This is a genomic window from Leifsonia sp. 22587, from assembly GCF_052044215.1.
In the GTDB taxonomy this organism is placed as follows: Bacteria; Actinomycetota; Actinomycetes; order Actinomycetales; family Microbacteriaceae; genus Leifsonia; species Leifsonia shinshuensis_C.
In genome coordinates, this window is the sequence record NZ_JBQENB010000004.1 from 569,586 (window position 1) to 592,337 (window position 22,752).

Consider the following 22,752-nt stretch of genomic DNA (forward strand, 5'->3'; position numbering starts at 1 on the left):
GACGCATGTCCTCGATCACCGAATCGGCGCCCGCCGCGACCCTGTCGCTGCAGGAGCGCCTCGAGGCCGCGAAGACGGCGTCCCGCGCTCTCGCGACGGCCAATACGGACCAGAAGAACCGCGCCCTCCGCGCCATCGCCGACGGCGTGCTCGCGGCGTCGGCCGACGTGCTCGCCGCGAACGAGCTCGACCTGGCCAACGGGCGTGAGAACGGCCTGACCACCGGCCTGCTCGACCGGCTGACGCTGAGCCCGGCGCGCCTCCAGGGGCTGGCGGACGCGGTGCTCGAGGTCGTCGGGCTGACCGATCCGGTCGGCCAGGCGGTCCGCGGCAGCGCGCTCCCCAACGGCATCCAGATCACGCAGGTGCGGGTCCCGTTCGGTGTCGTCGGCGTCATCTACGAGGCGCGGCCGAACGTGACCATCGACATCGCGGCCCTCGCGATCAAGAGCGGGAACGCGGCGGTCCTGCGCGGCGGCAGTGCGGCGATCGAGACGAACCGCGTGCTCGTCCGCGTCATCCAGCAGGCGCTCGCCTCCGCGGGCCTCCCCGCCGACGCGGTGCAGACCATCGACGACTTCGGCCGCGAGGGCGCGGGGGAGCTCATGACGGCGCGCGGGTACGTGGACGTGCTCATCCCGCGCGGCAGCGCGGAGCTCATCCAGGCGGTCGTCACGCAGTCCACGGTGCCGGTCATCGAGACGGGCGCCGGCGTGGTGCATGTCGTGCTCGACGAGTCCGCGCGCGAGGACTGGGCGGTCGACATCGTCCGGAACGCGAAGGTGCAGCGGCCCAGCGTCTGCAACGCCGTCGAGACGCTGCTGGTGCACCGCGCGGCCGCCGACCGGCTGCTGCCGCCGGTGCTGAGCGCCCTGCGCGACGCGGGGGTGACCATCCACGCCGACGAGCGCGCCCTGCCCTTCGCCGCGGACGCCGTGCCGGTCACCGACGAGGACTACGCGACCGAGCACATGAGCCTCGACATCTCGGTGAAGGTCGTGGACGACCTCGACGAGGCGATCGAGCACATCCGCCGCTACTCGACGCAGCACAGCGAGTCCATCGTGACGAACGACCTGGCGAACGCCGAGCGGTTCCTCGCCGAGGTCGACTCCGCGGTCGTGATGGTGAACGCCTCCACCCGGTTCACCGACGGCGGCGAGTTCGGCTTCGGCGCCGAGGTCGGCATCTCGACCCAGAAGCTGCACGCACGCGGACCGATGGGCCTCCCCGAGCTGACGAGCACGAAGTGGATCGTCCGCGGGTCCGGGCAGATCCGCGCGTAGGCGACCGCTAGACTCGACAGCGGGCCTCACGGCCCGGAGAAAGGATTACGCACGATGTCATTTCTGACGACCGTCCTCGCCGAGGCGGAGACCCACGTCGAGCTGCCGATGCCCACCTGGGCGTTCGGGGCGATCGCCATCGCGCTGTTCATCGCTCTCGCCTTCGTCGCGTGGAGCTTCAAGGACGTCGCCAACCGGCACAGCCACCGGTCGGCCCCCGACGCGGCGGCCCACGCGGGCGCCCCCGGCGCCACGCACCACGGCACCGGCCACCCGACCCAGGGGCACTGAGCCGCCCGGGCATGGAGCTGACGGAGACGGGCCGGCCGCGCATCGGCGTGATGGGCGGCACTTTCGACCCCATCCACCACGGCCACCTCGTCGCCGCCAGCGAAGTCGCGCAGTCGTTCGACCTGGACGAAGTGATCTTCGTCCCGACGGGCCAGCCGTGGCAGAAGGGTCCGGTCACGGAGGCGGAGCACCGCTACCTGATGACCGTGATCGCGACCGCATCCAACCCCCGCTTCACCGTGAGCCGGGTGGACATCGACCGCGAGGGTCCCACCTACACGATCGACACCCTGCGTGACCTGCACCGCGAGCGTCCGGATGCCGAACTCTTCTTCATCACGGGCGCCGACGCCATCGCGCAGATCCTCAGCTGGCGCGACGTCACCGAGCTCTGGGAACTCGCGCACTTCGTAGCTGTGAGTCGTCCGGGACACGACTTGAGTATTTCTGGATTGCCGGAGCAAGACGTAAGCTTGTTGGAAGTTCCGGCCCTGGCGATCTCGTCGACCGATTGCCGGAGCCGGGTGAGCAGGGGATTCCCGGTCTGGTACCTGGTACCGGACGGGGTCGTTCAGTACATCTCCAAACACCATCTGTATCGGAGCGTGGCATGACATCGTGGCCTGAACAGCCGCCGACGGGCCAGCCGCAGGCGCAGACGCGGCGACAGGCGAGGGAGTTCGAGCGCTCTGCAGCGCGCCGCGCGGGCACGTCCGAGCCGACGCCCGGCGGCCAGATCCCCGAGATGACCACGACGGCACCACCCCGCGACGAGCGGCCGGTCGAGACCGACGCCGTCGCCGACGAGGCCCGTGTCGAGGAGCCCAGCGTCGAGGAGGCACAGGCCGACGAGACCCGCGTCGACGAGGCCCCGGCCGTGCCGACCGCCAAAGCCGCGGCCCCCGCGGACGAGCGCCCGGCCATCCCGGCCAGCGCCTTCGCCGAGCCCGGCGTCACGTCGCCCTCCCGCGACGCCTTCGACTTCTTCCGCCAGTCTCCCGACCCGTCGCAGCCCGAGCCGGTGACCCAGCCCATGGCGATCCTGCAGCCGGCCCAGTCGGCCCAAGCGACTCAGTCGGCTCAGCCGGCCCAGGCTCCTGCGGCTGGCGCCACGGCTCCGTCGACTCAGACGCCGACGGGCGAGCGCACGCTCACCCGGCGCGAGCTGCGCGCGATGCTGCAGGCCCAGGAGGCGAACGCCCAGGCCAACCACGCGCCTGCGCCCGGCGAGGCCGTCTTCCCCGTGTCCTTCACCTCGGGCCCCGAGGGCGGATCGGCGGAGGCTGAGGCCGACACGTCGTCCGACGGCACCGCGGCGACCGAGGGCACCGCGACCGCGGCGACCTCGATCCCCGCCCCCGCCGGAACGCCGTCGAACGAGAAGTCGTCGTGGCCGTTCGCGTCCTTCGCTCCCTCGTCCGCCCAGACGGCTCCGACCTCATCCCGCTCCGCCCAGGACGAGCCGACGGTGACGCAGAGCCCGACCTCGCCGTTCGCCGCCTTCGGGGCGCCGATCGCGGCGAAGCCCGCGTCCGATGCGCCGGAGGAGCCGGCCGCGGTGGCCGCCCCCGAGGAGCCCGCCGAGGATACCTCGGCGCAGGAGCGCCGTCCCTTCACTCCGCCGACCGGCCACTGGTCGACCGCCGCGGAGCTGGAGGACCAGAACCAGCCGATCACGACGCGCAACGTCGCGCAGTCCACGGCTGCGACTACGACCAACGCGCTCATCCTCCCGGTCATCCCGCAGCCGGACACCAAGGCTCCGCTCACGAGCACCGGGGAGATCCTGGTGACCGGATCGATCGACCTGCCCCGCGGCATGGGCGCGACCGGCGCGCATCCCGACCGCATCGACTCGTCCGACATCGACCGCCTGCTCGACGGCGAGGAGAACGAGTTCAACACGTCCGAGGTGCAGCCCGTCCGCGCGTCCCGCGCGATCAGCACGCACACGTCGACGCGCGGTGTCATCACCCCGCCGAAGAAGCGCGGCAACGCCCTCCCCGTCGTCCTCATGGTGACCGCGGGCGTGCTCGCGGTCGGTGTCATCGGGCTGCTTGTCGCGGCCTACGTCCTGAAGGTGTTCTGATCATTCGCGCCCTCGCATCCCTTTCCACCCTGACGTACCGAACGCGACCGGAGGACCGTCCGTGACCGCATCCCCGCACGCCCGCGAGATCCTGCAGGTGGCAGCAGCCGCCGCCGACTCGAAGGGCGGCCAGGATCTCGTCGCCCTCGACGTCTCCGGGCCGCTGCCCCTGACCGACGCGTTCCTGCTGGTCAGCGGTCGTGTCGAGCGGAACGTGCTCGCCATCGCCTCCGAGGTGGAGGACAAGCTCAACGAGGCCGGCGTCAAGACGCTGCGCCGCGAGGGCAAGGCCGAGGGCCGTTGGGTGCTCCTGGACTTCGGCGACCTGGTCGTCCACGTCTTCCACGAGGAGGACCGGATGTACTACGCGCTCGAGCGCCTGTGGAAGGACTGCCCGGTGCTCCCGATCGAGCTCCCCGTCCACGAGACGGCGGAGTAGCCGCTCCCAGGCTTCTCGCGGGTTCGCCTGAGAACCCTCTCATGGTCGGCCGCTTGGATGGACGCATGAAGTGTCCCACCGACAACGCGACCCTGGTCATGAGCGAGCGCCACGGCATCGAGATCGACTACTGCCCGGAGTGCCGGGGCGTCTGGCTCGACCGCGGAGAGCTCGACAAGATCATCGACCGGGCGGGCACGCTGCCGTCCGCGCCGCCGACCGCCTCGACGCAGCCGGCGCAGGCGTACGACGACGCCCGGTACCGCGAGCGCGACCACCGCGAAGCGCAGTACGGCCGGCCGCAGTACGACGAGGCGCCGTACGGGCAGCGTCCGTACAAGAAGAAGCGCGAGAACTGGCTCAGCGAGCTCTTCGACTGAGGCGAGCGCCGCTCAGTTTTTTCTGAAGCTCACGATGTAGTACGCTGGACGAGTTGTTCCGGCCGGTCCGAAAGGTCCGGACGAGCAGCGTCCGGGTCTGTGGCGCAGCTGGTAGCGCACCTGCATGGCATGCAGGGGGTCAGGGGTTCGAGTCCCCTCAGATCCACTCGAAAACAACGTCGGTCCACCGAAAACCCCCGGTCAGAAGCTCTTCCGCTTCCGGCCGGGGGTTCTTTCGTGTGGCCGGGCGCAGAGTCGGCGTTGTGCGGCTTCCGGACGCTGCGTTAGCCTCCGACGGGGTGGATGTCGACCATGACCATGCAGAACGGACACGGGGCGGACGCCGTCACCTTCGCGGGCGGCGTGCTCGATCCCTATCGCCATGTCTGCGCCTTCGTGAACGGGCAGGCCGAGGCGGATGCGGTGCTCGACCCGTTCGTGCGCGACGGCGTCGACCGCGGTGACCGGCTGCTCTACTTCGTCGACACGGCCACCCCCGGAGCCCCGCGAGTCCGCCTGCGCCGGCTCGGCTACGACCCGGTCGCGCTGCTCGCCGAGGGCCGGGCCGAGGTGCGCACCTGGGCGGATACGTACCTGCGGACGGGGGACTTCGACCAGGACGACATGCTCCAGCAGCTCGACGGGATGCTGCGGGGAGCGGCGACGCCGCGCATCCGCCTGCTCGCCGACATGGGGTGGGCGGCGTCCGACCGGGGAGCGGCCCAGCGGCTGATCGAGTTCGAGGCGCGGGCGAACTTCGTGCACGCCCGGCACCGGCACGTGGTCATCTGCATCTACGACACCTCGCGGTTCGACGGGGCGTTCATCATCGACATCCTGCGCACGCATCCGATGGTGCTGGTGGGCGGCATCCTGCAGCAGAACCCGTTCTTCGTGGCGCCGTCCGAGTTCCTCGACGAGCGCGCGACCGGGAGCGGCGGCTGACGGGCGATGGGCGCTGAGGAGCGGACGTGGATGCGCGACCTCGGCGCGCTCCTAGCTCTGCCGTCGCTGTGGGTGGATCACACGCCGGCCGAGATCGCCGACGGCCTGCTGAGCGTCGTCACCGGGATGCTGCGGCTGGATGCGGCGTACGCACGCTTCCACGGTTTCGACGGGGGGCCGGCGCTGGAGTCGTGGCGTCCCACCGGCGCGGAGCCGCCCGGGCAGCTCGTCCGGGCGGTCGACGGCACGGGCGCGGAGGCGCCGGCCATCGACAGCGGAATCGAGACGACGGCCGTCCGGGCAGGAGGCTCGCCGCCGGAGCCCCCGCTCCTCGCTCGGATGACCACGCTGGCGCTCACCCTCCCGTGGGGCACCGGGCTCATCGCCGTCTCGGCGGCGAGGCCGGACTTCCCGACGGAGCGGGAGACCCACCTGCTGCGCGTGGCGGTCGGGCAGGCGGCCATCGCCCTGCACACCGCGCGCCGGCTTGCGGCCGAGCAGAATGCGCGACGGGAGGCGGAGCAGGCGCTCGAGCGTCAGAGCCGGGTCCTGCGGTCTCTGGTGGAGGAGGTCGGCCCGGTGCTCGGGGCGGCCTCCCGGCGCATCGAGGAGGCCTCGCGCGAGGTGGCACGCGACGCGGCGAGGGAGGCGGCGCATCCCGTCGACGCACCGAACCTGACGCGCCGCGAGCTGGAGGTGCTCGGTCTGCTCGCGCAAGGACTCAGCAACAAGGAGATGGCGGCGGTCATGTGGCTGAGCGACCGGACCGTGGAGCGGCACATCACCGGTCTCTACCGCAAGATCGGCGTGGCCCGGCGCAGCGAGGCGACCGCGTACGCGCTGCGGCACGGGATCGCCTGAGCCCGGGGCGGCCGCCTCCGACCGGGCCCCGCGAATACCGGAGGCCGTCGCGATTCTCCCCGCGAGCGGGATCGCGCGTACAGTGCATGGGGCCCGTATGACGGGTCGCCTGTGCAGCCCTCCCGAAAGGCCCGAATCCTGTGCCCACAGCCGTTGACGCTCGTCCGAGCCGCCTGTCCGACTGGAACCGACGGTTCGTCGTCGAGGAGCGCTACCTCCCCGCCGAGGCCCGGCGGCGTCTGTACCTGACGTCCGTCGTCCTGGTGGCCGTCGGCCTGACGGCGTTCGTGATCCTCGCGGTGAACGTCATGACGCACACCGGCTACGAGCGGCTGGATCTGCCGGTCGAGCGCTGGTTCAACGCGCAGCGGTCCGCCGAGACGACCGGGTTCATGACCGTCCTTGCGATCATCTTCGGCCCCGTCGCCATGCCCTTCATCGTGGGGATCACCGTGATCGTGTGGGCGGTGACGGCACGGCACGTCTGGCGGCCCCTCCTGCTGGGCGCCGGGATGCTGACCGGCGTCGTGCTCGCGCTGATCCTGGCGCCGCTCATCCGGCACCCCCGGCCGCCGCTGTCGCTCATGCTGATGGAGCCCGATCACACGTACTCGTTCCCGTCCGGGCACGTGCTCGGGGCCTCCGACTTCTTCCTCCTCCTCGCGTTCCTGCTGGCGAGCCGCATGCAGAAGCGCTGGTTCACCGTCGTGGCGTTCGTCGTCGCCGCCGCCCTGATCGTGCTGCAGGTCGCGAGTCGGCTCTACCTCGGCTACCACTGGATCAGCGACACGACGAGCTCCGTCGCGCTGTCCCTCGCCGTCGTGGGAGGCGTGATCGCCCTCGACACCCGCCGCACCGTGCGGGTCGAGGGCGAGAAGATCGAGGGCGAGCTCTCGCAGCCGCAGGTGGACGGCACGTGAGCGGCGGCGGCTCCACGGGTGCGGATGCGGGCGAACGCGTCCGCGAGGTCGCCCGCGGCGCACGCGACAGCACCGTCTTCCACGTCCTCGCCCGCGTCGGCTTCGCGGCGAGCGGACTGGTGCAGGTGCTGCTCGGCGCGCTCGCCATCCAGCTCGGGGTCAACCATTTCGCCGACGCCGACCAGTCGGGCGCGATGGAGCAGCTCGCGCAGCTGCCCGGCGGCGTCGTGCTGCTGTGGGTGAGCGTGGTCGGTCTGTTCTCCCTCGGAGCGTGGCTCGTGATCGAGGCGGCCGCCATGCGGGGCGGCAAGCCGTCGGTCCTCTGGGCGCGCCGGCTCCAGAACGTCGGCAAGGCGCTCGCGTACGCTGCGCTGGCCCTGACAGCACTGGGCGTCGCGCAGGGGCACCACGATGACGCCAGCTCGTCGACGCGGGTGATGAGCGTCCACATCCTGGCGCTGCCGGGAGGCGCGGCGCTGCTCGTGCTGGTCGGGCTGGCGATCGTCGGGATCGGCGGCTACCTGGTCGTCAAGGGCGTGCGCCGTCGCTTCCTGCGCGACATCGACGTCCCGGAGCTGACGGGGATGGCGACCGTCGTCTCCGTCCTCGGCGTCGTCGGCTACATCGCCAAAGGCTTCGTGCTCGTCGTCGCCGGCGTGCTGTTCGTCGTGGCCGCCGTCACCGTCCACCCGGACGCGGCGTCGGGCCTCTACGGTGCGTTCGCATCGCTCCTGACGCTGCCGCTCGGGAACGTGCTCCTCATCGCCACGGGCTCCGGCCTGATCGCCTCCGGCGCGTACAACGCTCTGCGGGCGTGGATCGCGCGGTTCTGACGACGGACGGGGACCTGCCGCCCGTCACCCGAAGGTGAAGCAGTACGCCTCCGCGCCCGCCCGCTCGAATCGCACCTCCATGACCCGCTCGGCGATGCCGCCGGTCTGCCGGATGAGCTGGAAGGTGTCCTGGCGGTCGAGCGTCCCGCGGCCGTCCGCGTCCACATCGGTGCCGTGCGCGTCGCCGGGGGGATGCCCGTCCAGCAGCACCTGGAAGGGGATGCCGGGCTCGCCCGCGGCCGGACCCATCACCAGGTTCGCGTCGCGCGCGTGGAAGGCGTACGCCAGTCCGCCGCCCGCCTCGTCGAGGACGGCCGCTGCGCGGGTCTGCGTCCAGCGCCCGGACAGCGCCCAGCCGTTGAGCGGCAGCTCGCGCGGGGTCTCGTAGGGCCACGGGCGGTCGTAGCGGTCGGGCGACTCGGCGACGAACCCGCTGCTCTGCCCGTAGCCGAGGTAGGTCTCGGGCGAACGGAGGTCCCGCCAGTCGGCGGCCACCTCGACCCCCGCCGGCTCCACCATGACGAGGTCGAGGTCGAGGTCCGCCGCCCCGGCGTCGAGCAGGAGCCGCTGGATCATCATCTCGGTGCGCGCGTACTCGCCCTCGCCGAAGTGGTGGTACCGCAGCCTCCCGTCGGCGTCGGCGAGGTAGAGGGCCGGCCAGTAGTGGTTGGCGAAGTCCTCCCACACCCCGTAGTCGTCGTCGACGGCGACCGGGTAGCGGACGCCCAGCGCGGCGGTCCGCGCGGTGACGTTGGTCCGGTCGTGCTCGAACCCGAACTCGGGGGTGTGGACGCCGACGATCGTGAGCCCGGATGCCGCGTACTTGTCGTGCCAGGCCCGCAGGTAGGGCAGCGTGCGCAGCCAGTTGACGCACGTGTAGGTCCAGAAGTCGACCAGCACGACGCGGCCCCGCAGCCCCTCCGGGGTGAGGGGTTCGCTGTTCAGCCAGCCGGTGGCCCGGGAGAAGCCGGGGAGGCGTCCCTCGTCGGGCAGCCGCTCGGGGTCGCCCGCCAGCCGGTGCGCCAGGGACCGGAACGGCCCGCGTTCGCGCTCATCCGCCATGACGCACCTCGCCCGCTGCGACGGCGTCGCGCTCGTCCGCCATCCGCGCCGCGTCGATCATCGCCTGGGCGAAGACCTCCGGCCGCTCCTGCGGGAGGTTGTGGCCGGCGCCGCCGCCGACCTCCCGGTGCTCGTACGGTCCGGTGAAGGCGGACCGGTACGCGGACGCCGGGGGATGCGCCGCGCCGTTCCTGTCGCCCTCGAGCGTGATGGCGGGCACCGCGATGGGCGGCCGCGCGGCGAGCCGGTCCTCCAGCTCGTCGTAGGCCGGGTCGCCCTCCGCGAGCCCGAGCCGCCACCGGTAGTTGTGGATGACGATGTCGACGTGGTCGGGGTTCGCGAACGACTCCGCCGAGCGGGCGAAGGTGTCGTCGTCGAAGTCCCACCCCGGGGAGGCGGTGTGCCAGATCAGCCGCGCGAACTCGACGCGGTTCTGGTCGTAGCCGAGGCGGCCGCGCTCGGTGGCGAAGTAGAACTGGTACCACCAGGCGAGCTCGGCTGCGGGCGGCAGCGGCTGCGCGTTCACCGCGCGGCTGCCGATCAGGTAGCCGCTCGCGGTCACCTGGGCGCGGCAGCGGTCCGGCCAGAGTGCCGCGAGGATGTTGGCCGTGCGCGCGCCCCAGTCGAAGCCGCCGACCACCGCCGACCGGACGCTCAGCCCATCCAGCAGGGCGACGGCGTCCAGCGCGAAGACCGCCTGCTGCGCGTTGCGGGACGCGGACGGATCCCGGAAGGTCGTCGTCCCGTACCCGCGGAGGGACGGCACGACGACGCGGAACCCGGCGTCCACGAGCTGCGGCACCACGGCGTCGAAGCTGTGGAGGTCGTACGGCCAGCCGTGCAGCAGCAGCGCGACGGGGCCGTCGGCCGGTCCGCTGTCCGTGTAGCCGACGTTCAGGTCGCCGGCATCCACCTGTCGGAGTTCGGTCATGTCCGTGCCGGTTCAGCGCAGCGACCGGAAGGTGGCGCGCATCTCCTGCGAGAACAGCTCCGGCTGCTCCCAGGCCGCGAAGTGCCCTCCCCGGTCGAGCCGGTTGAAGTGGATGAGGTGAGGATACGCCGCCGTCGCCCACGTCCGCGGAGCGGCGTAGATCTCGTCGGGGAAGACGCTGACCCCGGTCGGGAGCGGCACGCCCTTCGGGGCGAAGAACGCGAGCTTGCTCTCCCAGTAGAGCCGCGCGGAGGAGACGGCGGTGTTCGTGAGCCAGTACAGGGTCACGTTGTCGAGCACGTCGTCCCGGCTGAGGCCCTCCGAGCCGCCTGCGAAGACGCGGGCGATCAGGTCGTGGCTGCGGGCGTCGTGGTCGAGCATCCACGCGGCCAGGCCGACGGGGGAGTCGGCGAGGGCGTAGAGGGTCTGCGGGCGGTTGCCCATCTCCTGCGCGTAGGCGAGCCCGTGCGCGTAGAAGAAGGCGAGCTGGTCCCAGGCGCCGCGCTCTTCGTCGTTCAGGTCGGCGGGCGGCTCCTGCTTCGCATCCAGCGCCTGCTGGATCGCGTCGGGCACCGTGGCCGGCATGTTGGTGTGGATGCCGATCAGGCCGGGCGGGGTGAGCAGCGCGAGCTGCTCGGTGACCGCGTTGCCCCAGTCGCCGCCCTGCGCGACGTAGCGGTCGTAGCCGAGCCGGGTCATGAGCTCGGCCCAGGCCTTGGCGATGCGGATGGGGTCCCACCCGGTGGCGGTCGGCTTTCCGGAGAAGCCGTGCCCGGGAAGCGACGGGATGACCAGGTGGAACGCGTCGGCGGCGTCCGCGCCGTGGGCGGTGGGGTCGGTCAACGGCCCGACGATCTTGAGCTGCTCGATGATGGAGCCGGGCCACCCGTGGGTGACGATCATCGGAAGGGCGTCCTCGTGGGGTGAACGCACGTGGATGAAGTGGATGTCGAGCCCGTCGATCTCCGCCGTGAACTGGGGGAGGTCGGCCAGCCGGGCTTCGACGCCGCGCCAGTCGTAGTCCTCGGCCCAGTACTCGGCGAGCGCGCGCATCGTCTCGAGGCGGACGCCCTGCGACGTGTCGTCGACGGTCTCGCGCTCCGGCCAGCGTGTGGCGCGGATCCGGCGCCGGAGGTCGTCGAGCTCGTCCTGCGAGGCGGTGTACGTGAAGGGGCGGACGGCGGCGGGGGAGCTGTCGGCGTCCGGGCGGGGTTCGGCGATGGTCATGGTCGGGCTCCTGGGTCGCGTGACCGGCGGCCGGTCGGCCGCCGCGGTCCGAGACTGGACCGGGCGCGGCGCCCGCGGCATCCGGGAAACCCCCACCGCCGTCCCCGCCGGACACGGAATTGGGGGGAACCCCGCAGCGGCAGGGTGCATGTGTGAACCCCTTCATCCGCCGAGCGCGTCTCGCAGCGGACGGAAAGCGCCGCCGACTAGGATTTCGACAACGACCGACGACCCGAGGGATGCCGATGACCGATCTGCCGCGACGTCACCAGCGCGCCCGCGGACCGGAGGGCGTGCGTCACGGCCGGCTGCCGCGGAGGCGTGGCGGCGTGGCGGCGCTCAAGCTGCTGGCCGCACTCGTCGCCGTGGTGGTCGTCAGTGTCGGCTCGGTCGCGGCCTACGCCGTCTGGGATGTCGCCCACTCGATCAAGACCGGCGTCCACCTCCAGGCGCTGCCCGGCCACTCGGCGATCCCGCAGGACATCCCGAACGTGTCCGCGATACCCGGCGGCGTCAACCTGCTGCTCGCCGGCACCGACAGCCGCAGCGACCTGGGCGGGGTCTACAACAGCGCCGACGAGCAGGATGCGAGCAGCGGCGCGGGCAACAACGACGTGACGATGCTGCTGCACATCGCCCAGGACCACAAGAGCATGGTCGTGGTCAGCTTCCCGCGCGACCTGATGGTCCCCATCCCGGACTGCCCGTCTCCCGACGGTCAGGGCACGATCGACGGCAGCTCCTACGCCCAGTTCAACACCGCGCTCTCCCGCGGCGGGCTGAACTGCGTCGTGGCCACCGTGTCCAAGATGACCGGCCTCACCATCCCGTTCGCCGCGGTCATCAACTTCAACGGCGTGAGCGCGATGTCGAGCGCGGTCGGCGGCGTGACGGTCTGCCTCGCCAGCCCGGTCACCGACGACTACACCAACCCGCCGCTCGACCTCCCGGCCGGCGAGAACACGATCGTCGGGGATGTGGCGCTGTCGTTCCTGCGCAGCCGCCACGGCGTGGGCGACGGCAGCGACCTGGGCCGCATCTCCAACCAGCAGGTGTTCCTCTCGGCGCTCGCCCGCAAGGTCGTGAGCGGCGGCGTGCTGTCCAACCCGGTGGAGCTCTACGCCCTGGCGAAGGCCGCGGTCAACAACATCACGCCGTCCGAGACGCTCACCAATCCGACGACCCTCGTCCAGATCGCGCTCGCGCTCAAGGACACCGGGCTCGACAACATGGTGTTCGTCCAGTACCCGGCGGTGACGGATCCCGACAACCCGAACCGTGTCGTGCCTCAGGACTCGGCGGCGGATGCGCTCGACGAGGCCCTGGTGAACGACCAGCCGGTCAAGCTGACGGGCTCCACCGGCCGGGCCGCGGAGGATCCGACCGCGACCGCATCGCCGGCGCCCGACGCCGGGGCGGGCGGCGAACCCTCGCCCGTGACCCCGGCGACACCCGCCGCGCCCGCGACCCCCGCGGCGCCTGCGCCGGGTGCCACTTCGGCGCCGACGGACAGTGCCGGCGCGCCGGTCGAGCTGCCCTCCACGATCACGGGTCAGACCGCGGCGCAGCAGACGTGCACCAAGGGCAACGACTGACCTGCTCCGCCTTCCGAGGGGCGGGGCGGCGCATCGCGCTTGCCACGACCGGGCCCGGACACGTTAACTGAGGGCATGACCAACACACGGATCGAGCCGATGACGTCGCTCCAGCTTCGGGTGCTCATCATCGCGATCCTGTCGAGTTTCGTCGCCTTCCTCGACGGCGCCGTCATCAACGTCGCGCTGCCCGCGATCTCACGGGATCTGGGCGGTGGTCTGCCACTCCAGCAGTGGGTGGTGGATGCGTACCTCGTCACCCTCGGGTCGCTCATCCTGATCGCCGGGTCGCTCTCCGATGTGTTCGGGCGCAAGCGCGTGCTCTACGCGGGGCTGATCGGGTTCGGCGTGACGTCGCTGCTGTGCGCGTTCGCGCCGACCGGCATCTTCCTGGTGCTCGCGCGGGCCCTGCAGGGTGTCGCCGGGGCGCTGCTGGTGCCGAGCTCCCTCGCGATCATCATCTCCCGCTTCGAGGGGCCCGCTCAGGCGAAGGCGATCGGCCGCTGGACGGCGTGGACGGGCGTCGCGATGATCGCGGGGCCGGTGGTGGGCGGCATCTTCGTCGACACCCTCGGCTGGCGGTGGGTGTTCGTCATCAACGTGATCCCGATCGCGATCACGCTCGTGCTGATGATGACCCTCGGCACCACGGACACGGGGATGGGCGGCCGCGTCGACTACGTCGGAGCGGTCCTCGGCTCGGTCGGCCTCGCCGGCACCGTGTTCGCGCTCATCGAGCAGGGGACGTACGGCTGGTCGGACCCGCGCGTCTGGATCCCGCTGGTCGTCGGACTGCTCTGCCTCGCGACGTTCTTCGTGGTCGAGACCCGCGTGAAGCAGCCGATGCTGCCGCTGGGTCTGTTCCGCGTGCACAACTTCTGGGTCGGCAACATCGCCACGTTCTTCGTCTACGCCGCCCTCTCGTTCGGTCCGCTGATCGTGACGCTGTACCTCCAGCAGGTCGCCGGGTTCTCGGCCATCGCCGCCGGTTTCGTCTTCATCCCGTCGACCCTGTGCATGCTCCTCCTGTCCGGTCTGTTCGGCGGTCTGGCCGGGCGTTACGGTCCCCGGCTGTTCATGGCGGTCGGTCCCATGATCGCGGCCGCCGGCTTCGTCTGGCTGCTCCTGATGGGCAGCAACGTGAACTACTGGACGACCCTGCTTCCGGCCGTCCTCCTGTTCGGCGTCGGTCTCTCCATCACCGTCGCACCGCTCACCAGCGCGATCCTCGGCGCGATCCACCCGGAGCAGGCGGGCATCGCCTCCGCCGTCAACAATGCGGTCTCGCGCATCGCGGGCCTGCTGGCGATCGCGGCGGCGGGCATGATCATCGGCGGGACGCTCGACACGGCGGGCCTCCACCGCGCGATGCTCACCGCGGCCCTGCTGCTGCTGGTCGGCGGCGTGGTCTCGGCCGTCGGCATCCAGAACCGCGCCCGGGCGGCGGCGAAGGTTCAGACCGTGACGGACTGACCGGAGAGCGCCAGCATCGCGACGTCGACGATGGCGCAGGTCATGATGAGCTGCATCAGCAGACGCGTCGGGCTGCGGCGCAGCAGCAGGACGACGCCGGCGACGGTCGCCGCCAGGCCGATGACGAGGCCGACGATCAGGAGCGGACGCACCGGAAGGCCCGGACCGAAGGTGATCAGCACCGTGGCGACCGCGAGCGCCGCGAAGGCGAGCAGCCCGCTGACGCGCGCGCCCAGCCGGTGAGGCAGGCCGCGGATGCCCGTGCGGGCGTCGTCGTCGAGGTCGGGGAGCACGTTTGTCACGTGCGCCGCCACGCCCAGGAGGGCGCCCGCGACGAACACCCACCACTGGGGGAGCGCCGGCGTCGCCTGGCCCAGCGTCGCGATGGCGGGCAGCACCCCGAAGGCGACGGCGAACGGCAGCCACGACCAGGCGGTGGCCTTGAGGCCGAGGTTGTACGCCCATCCGCTCGCGATCGCGATGACGTGGGCGACCAGCGCGCCTGCGCCGAGCGGGAGGGTGACGAGGATGCCGCCGACGAGCGCCACGAAGGCGGAGGCACGGACGGTCGCGACGGACACATCCCCCCGCGCCGCCGGCTTGTCGGTGCGCGCGACCGCGCGGTCGCGCGCGGCGTCGAGCCAGTCGTTGCACCAGCCGATGGAGAGCTGGCCCAGCAGGACGGCCAGGGCGAGCACGGCGAGCCGGAGGGGCGGATAGCCGAGGCCGAGTCCGAGGCCCGTCGCGATGACCGTCACGACGACGGTGGGGCCGGGATGGCTGGCGAGGAGGAGGGAGAGCACCTTCTTCGCCATGCTGGTCATCGTATCCCGATCCCCGGCTGCAAAGATCTTGCGCGAATACGCAAGCAGTTGCGTACACTGTCGGCATGTCGAAACGTCTGGCCGAGGTGGCCCGCAAGGTCGGTGTGAGTGAGGCGACGGTGAGCCGGGTGCTCAACGACAAGCCCGGTGTCTCGGAGGCCACGCGCCGCGCGGTGCTCACCGCGCTCGACGTGCTCGGGTACGAGCGGCCGACCAAGCTCCGCGGCGAGCGCGCACGCCTGGTGGGCCTCGTGCTGCCGGAGCTGCAGAACCCGATCTTCCCGGCGTTCGCCGAGATCATCGGAGGCGCGCTCGCGCAGAACGGCTACACGCCGGTGCTCTGCACGCAGACGGCAGGCGGCATCACCGAGTCCGACTACGTCGACCTGCTCCTGCAGCAGCAGGTGTCGGGCGTCGTGTTCGTCGGAGGCGCCTACGCGCAGCAGGATGCGGACCACACGCACTACGGGCGCCTGGCGGATCTCAACCTGCCGACGGTGCTGGTCAACGCGCCCGTGGACTCGCTGCACTTCGCCACGGTCTCGTGCGACGACACGGTCGCCACGCAGCAGGCGCTGAGCCACCTCCGCTCCCTCGGCCACGAGCGGATCGGGCTGCTGCTCGGGCCGCGCGACCACGTCCCGTCGCAGCGCAAGCTGGAGGCGGCGCGCCGGCTGGCCGACGGATGGGGGACGCCTCTGGACGAGTCCCTCGTCGTGCACTCGCTCTACTCGCTCGAGGCCGGCCAGGCCGCCGCCGCCCGCCTGCTCGCCGCGGGCGTGACGGCGATCCTGTGCGCGAGCGATCCGATGGCGCTCGGGGCGATCCGCGCCGCCCGGCGGGCCGGGCTCTCGGTGCCCGGGGATGTGTCGATCGTCGGCTACGACGACTCCGCGCTGATGAACTGCACCGAGCCCCCGCTGACCACGATCCGGCAGCCGATCGAGCCCATGGGGCGCACGGTGATCGAGCTCCTGCTGCGGCAGATCTCGAGCGATTCTGCCCTGCGGGACGAGCTGCTGTTCGAGCCCGAGCTGGTGGTCCGTGGATCCACGGGCCCCGCCCCGCACGTGGCCTGAAACACGCAATCGCACGCAAAAGTACGCAAACCAATTACGTATTGTTGAGTTCTTGCGTCATTCTGTCGGCTTAGCTACATTTCGGTGAACGACGACGGCGCCGCACGGTCCGTCGGCTCCGACGACCGAAAGGCTGAGCGTGGATCTCTCCGTGATGGACGGCGACAGCACCGCGACCGCGGCGCGCGGCGCGGGCTTCCCGACGCCTCCCGGCGACGATCCCGACTGGTGGCGCAGCGCGGTCATCTACCAGATCTACCCCCGCAGTTTCGCCGACGGGAACGGCGACGGGGTCGGCGACCTCGCCGGCGTCCGCCAGCACCTGCCGTACCTGGCCGATCTCGGGGTCGACGCGCTCTGGTTCACGCCCTGGTACGCGTCGCCGCTCGCCGACGGCGGGTACGACGTGGCGGACTACCGCCGCATCCACCCGGCGTTCGGCGACCTCGCCGAGGCGGAGGCGCTCATCCGCGACGCGCTCGCCCTCGGCATCCGCACCATCGTGGACGTCGTCCCCAACCACGTCTCCGACCGCCACCGGTGGTTCCAGGAGGCTCTCGCGGCAGGACCGGGCTCCCCGGAGCGGGAGCGGTTCTGGTTCCGCCGCGGCCTGGGGCCTGACGGCGACCGGATGCCCACCGGGTGGCGATCGAACTTCTCCGGGGACACGTGGACGCGCACGACGAACCCGGACGGCACGCCCGGCGAGTGGTACCTGCACCTGTTCAGCCCGCAGCAGCCGGACCTCAACTGGAACCACCCGGATGTGCGCCGCGAGCACGAGGACATCCTGCGCTTCTGGTTCGACCGCGGCGTCGCGGGCGTCCGCATCGACTCGGCCGCCCTGCTGGTCAAGGACCCGTCGCTGCCCGAAGTGCCCGAGGAGCCGGCGCCGGGCGCGCATCCCACCCAGGACCGCGACGAGCTGCACGACATCTACCGCGCCTGGCGGGCTCTCGCCGACGGCTACCCCGGCGCCCGTGTGCTGGTGGGCGAGCTGTGGCTGCCGGACATCGAGCGGTTCGCGGCGTACCTGCGCCCCGACGAACTGCACACGGCGTTCAACTTCGACTTCCTCGCGCGGCCGTGGGATGCTCGCGAGCTCCGCGCCTCCATCGACGAGACGCTGCGGGCGCACGCTCCCGTGCACGCACCCAGCACGTGGGTGCTGTCGAACCACGACGTCACCCGCGCGGTGACCCGCTACGGCCGCGAGGACTCGTCGTTCGCCTTCGCCACCAAGCGCAAGGGCACGCCCACCGACCCGGAGCTCGGCCGCCGCCGGGCCCGCGCCGCCGCGCTGCTCACGGCGGCGCTGCCCGGATCGCTCTACATCTACCAAGGTGACGAGCTCGGGCTGCCGGAGGTGGAGGACCTGCCGGACGAGTTGCGGGAGGATCCGATGCACGAGCGGTCCGGCGGCATCGACCCCGGGCGCGACGGATGCCGGGTGCCGCTGCCGTGGCGCGGGACCGCCGCACCGTTCGGGTTCAGCCCGGACGGAGCGACCGCCCCGCCCTGGCTGCCGCAACCGGCGGAGTGGGCCGGGCTGACCGTCCAGGCGCAGCAGAGCGACCCGTCGTCGATGCTCTGGCTCTACCGGCAGGCGCTGCGCATCCGCCGCGCCGAGCCGGGACTCGGCGACGGCTCGCTGCAGTGGCTGGACGCCCCCGACGGCGTGCTCGCCTTCGCGCGCGGGCCGGTCTTCACGAGCGTCACGAACCTCTCCACCGCGCCGGTGCCGCTGCCGGAGCACCAGGCGATCCTCCTCAGCAGCAGCCCGCTCGTCGGCGGGCTGCTCCCTCCCGACTCCACGGCCTGGCTGCGCACGCACGCCCGGCCCGCGGGGCACCTCACCACCTGAAACGCACCATCCACGCAACACATCGCACTCGAAAGGGTCAAGACAATGAAGTCACCACGCACGATCGCGGCCGTCGCCGCGGTCACCCTCGCCGGAGCGGGTCTCCTGGCGGGATGCTCGTCCGCCGGCGGCGACGCGGCCGACGGCAAGGTCCACATCACCGTCGCCAGCCTCATCCCGGGCAGCGACAAGGCCGCCTTCAAGGCCTTCGACGACCGGGTGAAGGAGTTCGAGAAGGCCAACCCGGACATCGTCATCAAGTCCGAGGAGTACCAGTGGACGGGTCCGACCTTCGCGACGCAGCTCGCGGGCGGCACGCTCCCGGACGTGTTCAACGTCCCCTTCACCGACTCCCAGTCGCTGCTGCAGGCCGGGCAGCTCGCGGATATCACCGCCGAGGTGAAGAAGCTGCCCTACGCCGACAAGTTCAACGAGAACGTGCTGGCGGTCGCCAAGTCCGGCGACAGGATCTACGGCATCCCGTACGGACCGTACGCGATGGGCCTGTCCTACAACCGCGAGATCTTCCAGAAGGCCGGGCTCGACCCGGACAAGCCGCCGACCACCTGGGACGAGGTGCGCGCCGACGCGAAGACGATCGCCGAGAAGGTCCCCGGCGTCGCCGGCTACATGCAGATGACGCAGGGCAACACCGGCGGCTGGGAGCTGACCACCACGGTCTACTCGCGCGGCGGCCGGATGGAGACCACCGACGGCGGGAAGACGAAGGTCACCACGAACAACCCGGTCACCAAGGAGGCGCTGCAGTGGCTGCACGACCTCCGCTGGAAGGACGACTCGGTCGGCAGCAACTTCCTGCTCGACTGGAGCGGCATCAACCAGGCGTTCGGCGCCGGTCAGATCGCGATGTACCCCTCCGGCTCGGACGTGCTCACCTCGCTGGTGCAGCAGAACAACGTCGACCCGAAGAACTACGGCCTGACGATGCTGCCGATCGACAGCGCGAACAGCGACGCCGGAGTGCTCGTCGGCGGCAACGTGGCGGCGGTCAGCCCCAAGTCGTCGCAGGCGCAGAAGGAGGCCGCGGTGAAGTGGATCGACTTCTACTACATGCAGAAGCTGCTCAACAAGGAGCAGGCGATCGCCGACGCCAAGGTGCTGGTGAAGTCGAACCAGCCGGTCGGCGTCCCGACGCTCCCGGTGTTCGACAAGGCCACCTACGACCAGAACATGGAGTGGATCAAGGACGAGGTGAACGTGCCGCAGGAGAACGTGGCGCCGTTCACCGACAAGATCTTCGACGCCTCCCTGGTGCCGGAGCCGAACAAGCACACGCAGGAGTTGTACGGCGCGCTCGACTCGGTCGTCCAGGCCGTGCTGACGGATGAGAAGGCCGACATCGACCAGCTGCTCAGCAAGGTCGACAGCGATATTCAGAAGCTCGTCGACGCGGACAAGTGACGAATACAGACAAGTGACCACACACGATCGACAGCTGAGCCGTCCCCGCCGCACGCCCCTCACCTGGGTGCGCGGCGGGGGCCTCAGCTCCCTGCTGTTCCTCCTGCCGATGCTGGTGATCTTCGGGATCTTCTCGTGGTGGCCCATCGTCCGCAGTGTGGTGATGAGCTTCCAGCACACCAACCTCGTCAGCGCGCCGACCTGGGTGGGCTGGGACAACTTCGTGCAGGTGGTGAACGACCCGCTGTTCTGGACCGCGGTCGGCAACACCGCCTGGTTCGCCCTGCTGGCGCTCGTGCTCGGTTACCCGGTGCCGCTGATCGCGGCGGTGCTGATGAGCGAGGTCAAGCGGGCGCGGGGACTGTACGGCGCGCTGGCGTACCTGCCGGTCGTCGTGCCGCCGGTCGTGGCGGTACTGCTGTGGAAGTTCTTCTACGACGCCCGCCCCGACGGCGTGTTCAACACCATCCTGGGCTGGGTGGGCATCCCGCCGCAGCCGTGGATCCAGTCGGCGGCGCAGGCGATGCCGTCCCTCGTCGTCGAGGCGACCTGGGCGGCCGCGGGCGGGACCATCATCATCTACCTGGCCGCGATCACCGGTGTGGCGCCCGAGCTCTACGACGCGGCGGAGGTGGACGGCGCGGGCATCTGGCACAAGATCTGGCACGTCACCCTGCCCCAGCTGCGCAGCATCCTGCTCATCACGCTCATCCTGCAGATCATCGGCACGGCGCAGGTGTTCCTCGAGCCGTTCCTCTTCACCGGCGGCGGGCCGGTCGACTCGACGGTGACCATCCTGCTGCTGATCTACCGCTACGCGTTCCAGAACTCGCTCGGCGGCGACTACGGCGCGGCGACGGCGCTCAGCCTGATGCTCGCCGCCTTCCTCGCCGTGCTGTCGCTCGTGTACTTCCGTCTCACCAAGTCCTGGAGCCAGAATTGACCACCACGACGTCGCTCCCGCCCGAAGTCCGCACCGTCCTGACGGACGTCATCGAGGACGGTGCGTCGCCCGAGCCCCCGCGGCGCCGGCGGCGCGGTCGCCGGGCCGCCGAGTCGGCCGACCGCGGCATCCTCTCGGTGTCGGACCGGCGCAAGGCCGGGGTGCGCTGGANGGACCACGCGCGTGGTCCACAGCGTCCTGCTCGTGGTGCTGGTGATCGTCGGTCTCGGTCCGCTGCTGTGGCTCGCCAAGTCGGCCATCACGCCGACCGAGGACACCCTCCGGACGCCGATGGCCCTGTTCCCGCACGGGGTGGACTGGGCGAACCTGTCGACCGCGTGGTCGACCGTCCACATCGACGTGCAGTTCATGAATACGATCTGGGTCGCTGCCGGCTCGTGGGCCGCGCAGCTGATCGTGGCGACGACCGCGGGCTACGCGCTCAGCGTCCTGCGGCCGGCGTACGGGAAGGTGCTCTACGGGCTCATCCTCACGACGCTGTTCGTGCCGTCGGTGGTGCTGCTCGTGCCGCTCTACCTCACCATCCTGAACCCGCCGCTGCTCGGGCAGTCGCTGATCAACACCTTCTGGGCGGTCTGGCTGCCGGCGGGGGCGAGCGCGTTCAACGTCGTGCTGGTGAAGCGGTTCTTCGACAACCTGCCGCGCGAGGTGTTCGAGGCGGCGCGGACGGACGGCGCAGGCCCGTTCCGCCTGTTCTGGTCGATCGTGCTGCCGATGTCGAAGCCCATCCTCGGCGTCGTGTCGGTGTTCGCGATCATCGCGGCCTGGAAGGACTACCTCTGGCCCCTGCTCGTGCTGCGGGACCCGGGCATGCAGCCTCTGTCGGTGCGGCTGCCAACCCTGCAGGCGGCCATCCAGCTCGACGTCTACCTGGCGGCGCTGGCGATCTCCACGCTCATCCCGATCGCGCTGTTCCTCGTCTTCCAGGGGCTGTTCCTGCGCAGCGCGGGACTCGGAGGCGCCGTCAAGGGCTGACGGCTAGCATCGAGGGATGCGCAGAGCCGGGCGGAGGACGACCGCGATCGTGGCCGCCGCCGTGACGGCGGTGCTCGGCGCGACCCTGGCGGGGTGCGCCTCGGCGGCGCCGGCCGCGCGGCCGAGCACGAGCGGGCACACCGGTGCGGCATCCTCGTCGCCCTCCGCCCGAGCCACGGCGACGCCCGCGCCCGACCCCGTCGCCGACTACGCCCGGCAGCGGCTGGCCAACATGACGCTGCGCCAGAAGGCGGCGAGCCTGTTCATGCTGCACCTGCCCGGTACCGACCCGGCGGCGCTGCGGGGCTTCGTCGACCGCTACGGGCTCGGCGGCATGATCCTGATGGGCGACAACATCCCCGAGACGCCCGCGGCGCTGGCCGCCGAGACGGCGGCCATGGGCGCCTCGGACCCGGGCCTGCCTCCGCTGATCGGCATCGACGAGGAGGGCGGCGACGTCACCCGCCTGCCGTGGGACGACCAGCCGGGCGCGGAGGTGCTCCGCGGCGAGGCTCCCGCCGCGACCCAGGCCGCGTTCGCCCGCCGGGCGCAGCTGCTCAAGGAGGCGGGCGTCTCGGTGAACTTCGGGACCGTCGCCGACGTCACCGCCGACCCGGCCTCCTTCATCGCGGACCGGGTGCTCGGGACCGACCCGGCGGCGTCCTCCGCCCGGGTCGCCGCGTCGGTGGCGGGGGAGCGCGGTACGGTCCTCAGCACTCTCAAGCACTTCCCGGGTCACGGCGAGAGCGAGGCCGACTCGCACCACGCCATCCCCTCGACCGGCGTCAGCGAGGCCGAGTGGGCGGCACGGGATGCGCCGAGCTTCCGCGCCGGGGTGGATGCCGGCGCCGAGCTGGTGATGTTCGGGCACCTCGCCTACACGCAGGTGGATGCGGCCCCCGCATCCCTCTCCGCCGCCTGGCACCGCGTGCTCACCGACCGGCTCGGCTTCCGGGGCGCCTCCATCACCGACGACCTGCGGATGCTGCAGGACTCGGGTCTGCCGCAGTACCAGGACCCGGGTGAGAACGCCGTGCAGGCGATCGCCGCGGGCAACACGATGGTGCTGGATGTGCTGCCGGCCGGCTCCGATCCCGCGGCCCTGGTGGATGCGGTGGTCGCCGCCGTGCAGCAGGGCCGCATCCCCGCCGCCCAGCTCGACGCCGACGTGCTGAAGCTGCTCCAACTGCGGCGGTCGCTCGCGCCGAAAGAGTGACGCGTCAACATTTTTTCCGGAATCGGGAATGAAGCGGGATTCGATGCGCTTGCATGTATTCGACGCAGGGTGGAAA

21 protein-coding genes, 1 tRNA gene and 1 pseudogene are annotated in these 22,752 nt (G+C 71.3%); 19 read left to right on the forward strand and 4 right to left on the reverse strand.

The annotated features are described in order from the left end of the window. The first annotated feature begins 5 nt into the window (after positions 1 to 5). The 11 genes from ACTJI1_RS18530 to ACTJI1_RS18580 all read left to right on the forward strand — a co-directional run bounded on the left by ACTJI1_RS18530 (position 6) and on the right by ACTJI1_RS18580 (position 8,044). Positions 6 to 1,286, forward strand: coding sequence for a glutamate-5-semialdehyde dehydrogenase (locus ACTJI1_RS18530; RefSeq protein WP_440743759.1), 1,281 nt, complete (start codon positions 6 to 8; stop codon positions 1,284 to 1,286). Positions 1,287 to 1,340: 54 nt separating this feature from the next. Continuing rightward, positions 1,341 to 1,577 carry a hypothetical protein gene (locus ACTJI1_RS18535; RefSeq protein WP_310129043.1) on the forward strand — a complete coding sequence of 79 codons (237 nt, stop codon included), beginning with the start codon at positions 1,341 to 1,343 and terminating at the stop codon, positions 1,575 to 1,577. Between the two features lie 11 nt (positions 1,578 to 1,588). Further along, a complete protein-coding gene (gene nadD / locus ACTJI1_RS18540; RefSeq protein WP_310129045.1) occupies positions 1,589 to 2,191 on the forward strand; it encodes a nicotinate-nucleotide adenylyltransferase in 603 nt (200 codons plus the stop codon). Further along, positions 2,188 to 3,666: a hypothetical protein gene (locus ACTJI1_RS18545; protein ID WP_440743760.1), complete on the forward strand. Its 1,479-nt coding sequence runs from the start codon at positions 2,188 to 2,190 to the stop codon at positions 3,664 to 3,666. Before nadD ends, ACTJI1_RS18545 begins: the two co-directional genes overlap by 4 nt. Before the next feature lie 61 nt (positions 3,667 to 3,727). Further along, positions 3,728 to 4,105 carry a ribosome silencing factor gene (gene rsfS, locus ACTJI1_RS18550; RefSeq protein ID WP_310129048.1) on the forward strand — a complete coding sequence of 126 codons (378 nt, stop codon included), beginning with the start codon at positions 3,728 to 3,730 and terminating at the stop codon, positions 4,103 to 4,105. Between the two features lie 65 nt (positions 4,106 to 4,170). Beyond that, positions 4,171 to 4,485 carry a zf-TFIIB domain-containing protein gene (locus ACTJI1_RS18555; RefSeq protein WP_440743761.1) on the forward strand — a complete coding sequence of 105 codons (315 nt, stop codon included), beginning with the start codon at positions 4,171 to 4,173 and terminating at the stop codon, positions 4,483 to 4,485. A 93-nt stretch (positions 4,486 to 4,578) separates the two neighbouring features. Further along, a tRNA-Ala gene (locus ACTJI1_RS18560) sits at positions 4,579 to 4,651 on the forward strand. A gap of 146 nt (positions 4,652 to 4,797) precedes the next feature. Next, positions 4,798 to 5,430, forward strand: a complete 633-nt coding sequence (locus tag ACTJI1_RS18565; RefSeq protein ID WP_440743762.1) for an MEDS domain-containing protein — start codon at positions 4,798 to 4,800, stop codon at positions 5,428 to 5,430. A 30-nt stretch (positions 5,431 to 5,460) separates the two neighbouring features. Further along, on the forward strand, positions 5,461 to 6,291 hold the full coding sequence (locus ACTJI1_RS18570) for a response regulator transcription factor (protein WP_440743763.1): 831 nt from the start codon (positions 5,461 to 5,463) through the stop codon (positions 6,289 to 6,291). Positions 6,292 to 6,431: 140 nt separating this feature from the next. After that, entirely contained in the window at positions 6,432 to 7,211 is a 780-nt protein-coding gene (locus tag ACTJI1_RS18575) for a phosphatase PAP2 family protein (protein WP_310129053.1), read from the forward strand. Beyond that, positions 7,208 to 8,044 (forward strand): DUF1206 domain-containing protein, encoded by an 837-nt coding sequence (locus ACTJI1_RS18580; RefSeq protein ID WP_440743764.1) that lies wholly within the window; start codon positions 7,208 to 7,210, stop codon positions 8,042 to 8,044. Before ACTJI1_RS18575 ends, ACTJI1_RS18580 begins: the two co-directional genes overlap by 4 nt. 24 nt (positions 8,045 to 8,068) lie before the next feature. Here ACTJI1_RS18580 and ACTJI1_RS18585 read toward each other — a convergent pair whose 3' ends face one another. From ACTJI1_RS18585 to ACTJI1_RS18595, 3 genes are read right to left on the reverse strand one after another with little or no spacing between them, the layout of a single operon-like run. Continuing rightward, positions 8,069 to 9,106 carry a redoxin domain-containing protein gene (locus ACTJI1_RS18585; protein ID WP_440743765.1) on the reverse strand — a complete coding sequence of 346 codons (1,038 nt, stop codon included), beginning with the start codon at positions 9,104 to 9,106 and terminating at the stop codon, positions 8,069 to 8,071. After that, a complete protein-coding gene (locus ACTJI1_RS18590; protein ID WP_440743766.1) occupies positions 9,096 to 10,037 on the reverse strand; it encodes an alpha/beta hydrolase in 942 nt (313 codons plus the stop codon). Before ACTJI1_RS18590 ends, ACTJI1_RS18585 begins: the two co-directional genes overlap by 11 nt. A 12-nt stretch (positions 10,038 to 10,049) precedes the next feature. Further along, positions 10,050 to 11,264 (reverse strand): epoxide hydrolase family protein, encoded by a 1,215-nt coding sequence (locus tag ACTJI1_RS18595; RefSeq protein ID WP_440743767.1) that lies wholly within the window; start codon positions 11,262 to 11,264, stop codon positions 10,050 to 10,052. 245 nt (positions 11,265 to 11,509) lie between these two features. On the opposite strand from ACTJI1_RS18595, the gene ACTJI1_RS18600 reads away from it, so the two are divergent. After that, the gene (locus tag ACTJI1_RS18600) at positions 11,510 to 12,859 is read left to right on the forward strand and encodes an LCP family protein (protein ID WP_440743768.1); all 1,350 of its coding nucleotides are present in this window, start codon (positions 11,510 to 11,512) and stop codon (positions 12,857 to 12,859) included. Positions 12,860 to 12,934: 75 nt separating this feature from the next. Next, on the forward strand, positions 12,935 to 14,332 hold the full coding sequence (locus ACTJI1_RS18605) for an MFS transporter (RefSeq protein WP_440743769.1): 1,398 nt from the start codon (positions 12,935 to 12,937) through the stop codon (positions 14,330 to 14,332). On the opposite strand, the gene ACTJI1_RS18610 is transcribed toward ACTJI1_RS18605, so the two are convergent. Beyond that, positions 14,314 to 15,147 (reverse strand): UbiA family prenyltransferase, encoded by an 834-nt coding sequence (locus tag ACTJI1_RS18610; RefSeq protein WP_440743770.1) that lies wholly within the window; start codon positions 15,145 to 15,147, stop codon positions 14,314 to 14,316. The two genes, ACTJI1_RS18605 and ACTJI1_RS18610, sit on opposite strands and share 19 nt — an antisense overlap. A 74-nt stretch (positions 15,148 to 15,221) precedes the next feature. Between ACTJI1_RS18610 and ACTJI1_RS18615 the strand changes: the two genes are divergently transcribed. From ACTJI1_RS18615 to ACTJI1_RS18640, 6 genes and pseudogenes are all read left to right on the forward strand, one after another. Continuing rightward, positions 15,222 to 16,235, forward strand: a complete 1,014-nt coding sequence (locus ACTJI1_RS18615) for a LacI family DNA-binding transcriptional regulator (protein ID WP_440743771.1) — start codon at positions 15,222 to 15,224, stop codon at positions 16,233 to 16,235. 154 nt (positions 16,236 to 16,389) lie between these two features. Continuing rightward, positions 16,390 to 18,099, forward strand: coding sequence for a glycoside hydrolase family 13 protein (locus ACTJI1_RS18620; protein ID WP_440743809.1), 1,710 nt, complete (start codon positions 16,390 to 16,392; stop codon positions 18,097 to 18,099). 45 nt (positions 18,100 to 18,144) lie between these two features. Further along, a complete protein-coding gene (locus tag ACTJI1_RS18625) occupies positions 18,145 to 19,521 on the forward strand; it encodes an ABC transporter substrate-binding protein (protein ID WP_440743772.1) in 1,377 nt (458 codons plus the stop codon). A 13-nt stretch (positions 19,522 to 19,534) separates the two neighbouring features. Beyond that, a complete protein-coding gene (locus ACTJI1_RS18630) occupies positions 19,535 to 20,464 on the forward strand; it encodes a carbohydrate ABC transporter permease (protein WP_440743773.1) in 930 nt (309 codons plus the stop codon). Beyond that, positions 20,461 to 21,460: pseudogene (locus ACTJI1_RS18635) on the forward strand (carbohydrate ABC transporter permease). The gene ACTJI1_RS18630 and the pseudogene ACTJI1_RS18635 overlap by 4 nt, the downstream one beginning before the upstream one ends. 16 nt (positions 21,461 to 21,476) lie before the next feature. Continuing rightward, on the forward strand, positions 21,477 to 22,676 hold the full coding sequence (locus ACTJI1_RS18640; protein WP_440743774.1) for a glycoside hydrolase family 3 N-terminal domain-containing protein: 1,200 nt from the start codon (positions 21,477 to 21,479) through the stop codon (positions 22,674 to 22,676). Positions 22,677 to 22,752: the final 76 nt, after the last annotated feature.